Origin of the sequence: Methylobacterium sp. P1-11, from assembly GCF_008329595.1 — a bacterium.
GTDB lineage: Bacteria > Pseudomonadota > Alphaproteobacteria > Rhizobiales > Beijerinckiaceae > Methylobacterium.
Genome location: NZ_NPKS01000074.1, coordinates 1 through 6,052, shown reverse-complemented (window position 1 = coordinate 6,052; position 6,052 = coordinate 1). Strand labels below are relative to the sequence as shown.

Genomic DNA, 6,052 nt, shown 5'->3' with positions numbered 1-6,052 from the left:
GCCCCATCCCACGAAGGAATCAGCGAAATCCAAACTCTGCAAGAGGGGAACGCCCGCACGATGCGAGCCGCAGTCGCCGGATACCCCCTGGGTAATTACCATGAAAGTACATTCAACGTACCTTCGAGGTGCAGATCGCCATGGATGACGCTGAACATCCTGGCAAGATCGCTGAATCGCGCTGAAAATTTCCGAATATTTCTGAATGTGTGTCAAGATTCCGGAACTTTGGCTGCACACTTATTCGAATCTGCTGCCTCTGGTGCCCTGGTGCCGACTGCATGAACTGCGAGGCATGGCCGTTAGTCTCTCGATCAGTCCTGAGGAAGGCGTCAGCTTAGCCGCAAAGCTGAACACTGCTGGTGCTGCTAGGAAGAGCCAACGGATCCTCACTGCTCAGAGCCGCGCCTTAAATGAATTGCGTAGGGCTGTTGTCGAGCGGCAGGATCATTGGCGGCGCAAGGCGCGCGTGCGTCGGCTTCCCCACACTCGGAATTCGGCTGCGCGCCTTGAGTTTGCCGACGTATGGTGATTGCTATCAGCAGTAAACGGTGGACACGGGATCGGTCTTCGATGATCGACAGCATCACGCTCTCCGATGTCGCAATCGATCTCCGGCGCGAGCAAGTCATCGGGCAGGACGGGCAGCGGCGGGAGTTGCGTCCCCGCTCCTTCGACGTGTTGCGGCGCCTTGCTGCCAGCGCGGGCGATCTCGTCAGCAAGGATGCGCTCCTCACGGATTGCTGGCCCGGCGTCATCGTCACGGAAGACTCCCTCACCCAGTGCATTTCAGAGATCCGCAAGGTTGTGGGCTCGGATGCGCGGGACCTCATCCGAACCATCCCACGGCGCGGCTACATGCTGGTCCTGCCCGACGAGCCCAAGCCCGCAGACACCGTGCGCGCTGACGTCAGGCCTTCGACGAGCTTCTGGCCGAGCATCGCCGTCCTGCCCTTCGACGAATTTACGGACGGCCCGGGCACCTACGGGGCTTTGGGGGCGGGCTTTGCCGAAGACATCATCACGGAGCTTGCCCGCAACCGGAACATCACCGTCATCGCTCGCCAGAGCTCCTTCGCAGCCAGGGCGAGCGGCGGAACGGCGGCGGATGTCGCGCGACTCCTCGACGTGCGCTACGTGCTTGAGGGCAGCATCCGGCGCGCCGGCGAGCGCATGATCGTCAACGCGCAGCTCGTGGAGGGCTCCTCGAATAGCCACGTCTGGGCAGACCGTTACGCCTTTGCGGCGGGCGAGGTCTACGAGGTGCAGGACGAGCTGGTGGCGCGGATTGCCGGTACCTTGTTCTCAGGCCTTCAGAGCCACGAGCAGGCTGCGAGCCTGCGTCGCCCACCGGCAAGCCTCGACGTCTACGAGCTTACGCTCCAGGCACTCGCGCACATGCTGCAGTTCAGCCACGCTGGCGTCAGGGCGGCGCTGGCGGAGGTCGAGCGGGCTGTTGCCCTGGATCCCACCTATGCGCCGGGGCACATCGCGCGTGGCTTCTGCATCGCGACGGATGCCGGCATGGCGATCTCCGGCGAAGCTGGCCCGGAGCGGCTCGCAGACGCCGTGCAGGCCATCCGCCACGGGCTGGAACTCGACTCGTCCCTACCGATCGGCCACCGCGCCCTGAGCTATGCTCTCCTGATAACCGGCCGGTCTGATGAGGCCTTGATTGCTGCCGAGCGCGGCGTTGCTCTCAGTCCTGGCGATGCCCTGGCTCTGGCCTTCCTCAGCCTGGCCCAAACCGCAATGGGCCGCTACGCCGCCGCTCTCGCCAGCATCGATCGCGCGATCGGTCTAAGCCCTTTGGCTCCCGGCTTCTTCCAGGGCGTGGCAGCAAGCCCCCTCTATGCCCTGGACCGCTTCGATGAGGCGGTCCGGAACGCGACCGAGGCCAGCTTCAGGAGCCCGAGCTACCTGATGGCTTACGTCATGGCGGCCGCCTCGTGTGTCGCTCTGGGACGTAAGGATGAAGCCTCAACGTGGATCTCGGATCTCTTGCAGCGGAGCGCAAAGTTCAGCCTCGCGCTTCCGAGGGTGGCGAACGCTTACCGGCATGACCAAGGCATGGCGGAGCGGTTCAGCCACCACCTGCGCGTGGCCGGGCTACCCGGCTGACGCCCGCGCCGGCTTTGGGATCGCGCCTCGACACGACCGGTCGGGACGCCGCCCGAAGCGTCGGCCGGTTAGCTGGAGATCGGACCGGCTCTGAACGATCGAGGGTCCGGAGAGCACTTGTGTGGAGGGGCCGATGCAGACGACAGCGGTACGCCGAGAGGTCCCCGATTTCAGCGCCTATCCCGACCTCGTCGTCATCATGCTTGGGATGCAGGTGCGCACCGGCTACGGTTTGAAGACGCTTCTCGGCCTCGGCAAGCCCATCGACGCGGCCGGCGTCGGCCGGCCGGCAGGACTGCTGCATTATGAGAACCGGATCATCTTCAGCCTGAGGCCGACCCATATCGGCATGCGCTGGTACTGGCGTGACATGCAGAGCCTGGAGGCTTGGTCGAAGTCGGATCCACACCGGATCTGGTGGCGCGACTTCCTGAGGGACTCGCGCGGGACCGGCTTCTGGCACGAGACCTATCACATGCGAGGGGGCATGGAGGCTGTCTACGTCGACATCGGCAAGCCCGTCGGCTTCTCTGCTTTTATGCCGATGGTCCCGGCCCACGGCACGATGGCGAGCCGGCACCATGAGCTGGCTCCGGACAGCGCGCCGGACCTGCCAGATCGGATCGCCTAGTCCACCCCGGTACATCCCGCTCGGCTGACCGTCCGAGGAGTTCAGTTCTTCAGGGAAGATCGGAAAGGCATCGGGATCCTTTCAGGACGTGCGGCCGACGCCGCCGCTAGTCAGCGGAGCTGACGCGCCATCGTGTCCTCGAGGAGGCTAACATGAGCAAGGCTTGGCTCGCGCATTACGATCCCGGTGTTCCCGAACAGGCGGACGTCGCGCAGTTCACCTCGCTCGACCAGATGTTCGAGGCCACGGTCGCTCGCTTCCGAAATCGCCGCGCCTTCAGCAGCATGGGTCGCGAACTCACCTACGGCGGTCTCGACAAAGCCTCAGCGCGGCTCGCTCATTACCTCCGCGAGGTCCTCATGTTGCGGACGGGCGATCGCGTTGCGATCATGCTGCCGAATTTGCTGCAATACCCGATCGCCTTCTTCGGCGTGGTCAGGGCCGGTCTCGTCGTCGTCAACGTAAACCCGCTCTACACCGCGCCCGAGCTAGTGCATCAGCTACGCGACAGCGGTGCGAAGACGATCATCGTGCTCGAACAGTTCTGTGCAACGCTTCAGAAGGCTCTGCGTCACGTCGAAATACCGAACGTAATCGTCACACGCCTCGGCGATGGGCTCGGGCGCGCCAAGGGGATGCTGACGAACTTCGTCGTGCGACGCGTCCAGAACCTCATCCCGGCCTGGCATATCGATGGCGCGCAGCAATGGCGCCGCATTGTCTCGGCGCGGGCCGCCGTCAGGGTGCCTCAGGTCGAGGTCGGACGCGACGATGCTGCACTGCTTCAATACACGGGCGGCACAACAGGGCTCGCCAAGGGCGCGATCCTGACCCACGGAAACGTGCTGGCGAATGCCCTGATCCTGGGAACGTGGTTCGCAGCCATCGGGACCGAGCGCGGAGAGACGTATCTCGTTGCCCTGCCGCTCTACCATGCCCTGGCACTCATCTGCCAAGTCATCCACCGGTTCATCCTGGGCGGCTGCGGCGTGCTGATCGCAAACCCGCGTGATCTGGATGGTCTCGTTGCGGAGATGCAACGGCACCGTTTGCGGAGCATCGCGGGCGTGCCGAGCCTGTATCAGGCATTGTCGCAGCACCCTGGCATCCGGAAGGTCGATTTCAGCGCGACGGCTGTCTGCTGTTCCGGCGGGGCGCCCCTGCCGCCTGCCATTGCCGAAGCCTGGCGGGCGACGACCGGGCTCTCGATCATTGATGGCTACGGGCTGACCGAAGTGGCTGGTGTTGCTGCTATGAACCCGTTCGGACAACACGTGTCACGCGGCGGAATCGGCTTTCCGGTCTGCTCGACTGAGATCGAGATTCGCCGCGACGATGGATCGCTTGCAATGCCGGAGGAGCCCGGTGAGATCCACATCCGCGGCCCTCAGGTCATGCGCGGCTACTACAATCAACCGGAGGAGACCGCCCGCGTTCTCGACAGCCGCGGCTTCCTGGCGACGGGCGATATCGCGGCGATGAGCGCAGATGGGTATCTCACGCTCGTGGACCGGAAGAAAGACATGGCGATCGTCAGCGGGTTCAATGTCTATCCGCGCGAAGTCGACGATGTCCTAATGCGCCACCCGGGCATCCGGGAAGCGGCAGCGGTCGCAGTGCCGGACGCTCGCTCGGGCGAGGCGATCGTCGCCTGCGTGGTGCGGGGCGATCCCAAACTCACGGAAGCCGCTGTGATCGCGCACGCCCGGACCTCGTTGACAGCATACAAGGTGCCGCACCGCGTGATCTTTCTCGACACGCTCCCAAAGACGCCAGTCGGCAAAGTCTTGCGCCGCGCGCTTCGCGAGCGCGTCCTGGAGCTCGGCAGCCCCCTTCAAGCATAAGCGCCAAGCCGGCGCTGTCAGAGCGCTCCCTCTCTGCCACTCACAGGAGCCTTCCGCAGAGCGTCCTGCCCGCCGGCATCGACCTGATGCTGGCGGCGGCGGACCGCGGGAGGCTCTTCGAATGTCGGGCCGCGCAATTCAGGCCCCTCACCGATCCCGCAGGTCACGCGCGTCGGAATCTTTCAGGCGCATCTCAGAACCATTCGGCCGGCTCTCAGGATTTCGGCCGCCGCAGTGTGTACAGTCATTACAGATGCAGAGAGGCACATCGAGATCAGCCAGATAGTAAATCTCGAGATATATCTCCGCATTGAGGTGCCGTTCTAAGTCTATTGTGCTCAAGTTAACCGCAATATGACAGAGAAATTCGCCGCATATTCGATGAAATCCCTACGAAACCCGTGGAGCTTTGATATGATCGCTCGTACCGCTACCCTGGTCGCCGCACTCAGCCTCGGCGCCTTCGCCACCTCCGCCTTTGCCGGCGAGGGCCGCAATTTCACCGCCTGGGGGCACGAATTCGAGGCGCCCGGCTTCGCCGCTTCGATCCCCGCGCCGTCCGCTCCGTCGAGCTATACGGTCTTGTCGGCGGCTCCGGCCACTTCGTCCCGCGTCCTCCCGATCGCCAGGCATGAGTTCGTGGCAGCACCGGTCACCTCGATGCCCGAGCCCACGATCAACGTCTGGGGTGCACGCTTCCCGGCTTCTGGCCGCTGAGCCATCCACCGCGCTGATCGAGGCGGGGCACCGCGAGCCCCGCCTCCTCGACAGCCTAAGTGTGAATCTGTCCACTACTCACATTGGCGAACAAACCTCCGTGAGACCGCAACCACCGGTCTGACGGGTACGAACTGGAGTTCTGACTCATCGCCGAGCGCGAGTTGAGGTTGGAGCGAACGGGCATCCTGGCTCAAGGCGGCAGATTCGTCCGCAGAGCAGGACGTTGCGGCCAGTTCGAAGTTGTTTCCCGGCTGGCAACGCGACACAAAACGGTCGCTCTGAAAGCTCGTTCTACAGCGGTGCAGAACGTTCGCATTTGCATACCGCCCGCGGCGAGAAAACGCGACAAGCCCCGTCCGCTTTGTCAACACGTATGCTCCGAAGCCGACGTGCTGCTTTCGGCCAGTTCCGCTCCGCCAGGTCAGGCGCCGAGCGTCTGGGTTGTGTGGGGAGCGGTCGGTCCTGTGTGGATGGCTCCCGCATTGCAAGTGGCGAATTGAGCTTCTGACGCGTTGGTCGGGTGCAGTCTTGTGTCCGGCCTGTCGATGCAGTCGTTCATGTTGACCGCTGGCCCTGATGGTATCCGCGAGCTGGGTCCCACTCTGCTTCGCGGGCTATGACGCCCTGGACAGACAGCGGGGTGTCCCGGCTCCCGGTCTGACCGGTTCGCCATCAACTCTCATCGTCCTCGCAACCTGGAAAAGTCTCCTCTGCGTGCTGTCAGGCGGCCGTGGCC

4 protein-coding genes are annotated in these 6,052 nt (G+C 63.9%); all 4 read left to right on the top strand.

Features of this window, described 5'->3' with window-relative positions:
• Nucleotides 1–573: 573 nt before the first annotated feature.
• The 4 genes from CIW48_RS32625 (at nucleotide 574) to CIW48_RS32610 (ending at nucleotide 5,313) form a co-directional block, all read left to right on the top strand.
• Complete coding sequence (locus CIW48_RS32625) at nucleotides 574–2,121, top strand: winged helix-turn-helix domain-containing protein (protein ID WP_173009483.1); 1,548 nt, start codon at nucleotides 574–576, stop codon at nucleotides 2,119–2,121.
• A gap of 133 nt (nucleotides 2,122–2,254) precedes the next feature.
• Nucleotides 2,255–2,752 carry a DUF4188 domain-containing protein gene (locus CIW48_RS32620; RefSeq protein ID WP_149314482.1) on the top strand — a complete coding sequence of 166 codons (498 nt, stop codon included), beginning with the start codon at nucleotides 2,255–2,257 and terminating at the stop codon, nucleotides 2,750–2,752.
• A gap of 152 nt (nucleotides 2,753–2,904) precedes the next feature.
• Nucleotides 2,905–4,596: an AMP-binding protein gene (locus tag CIW48_RS32615; protein WP_149314481.1), complete on the top strand. Its 1,692-nt coding sequence runs from the start codon at nucleotides 2,905–2,907 to the stop codon at nucleotides 4,594–4,596.
• A 414-nt stretch (nucleotides 4,597–5,010) separates the two neighbouring features.
• Entirely contained in the window at nucleotides 5,011–5,313 is a 303-nt protein-coding gene (locus CIW48_RS32610; protein WP_149314480.1) for a hypothetical protein, read from the top strand.
• Nucleotides 5,314–6,052: the final 739 nt, after the last annotated feature.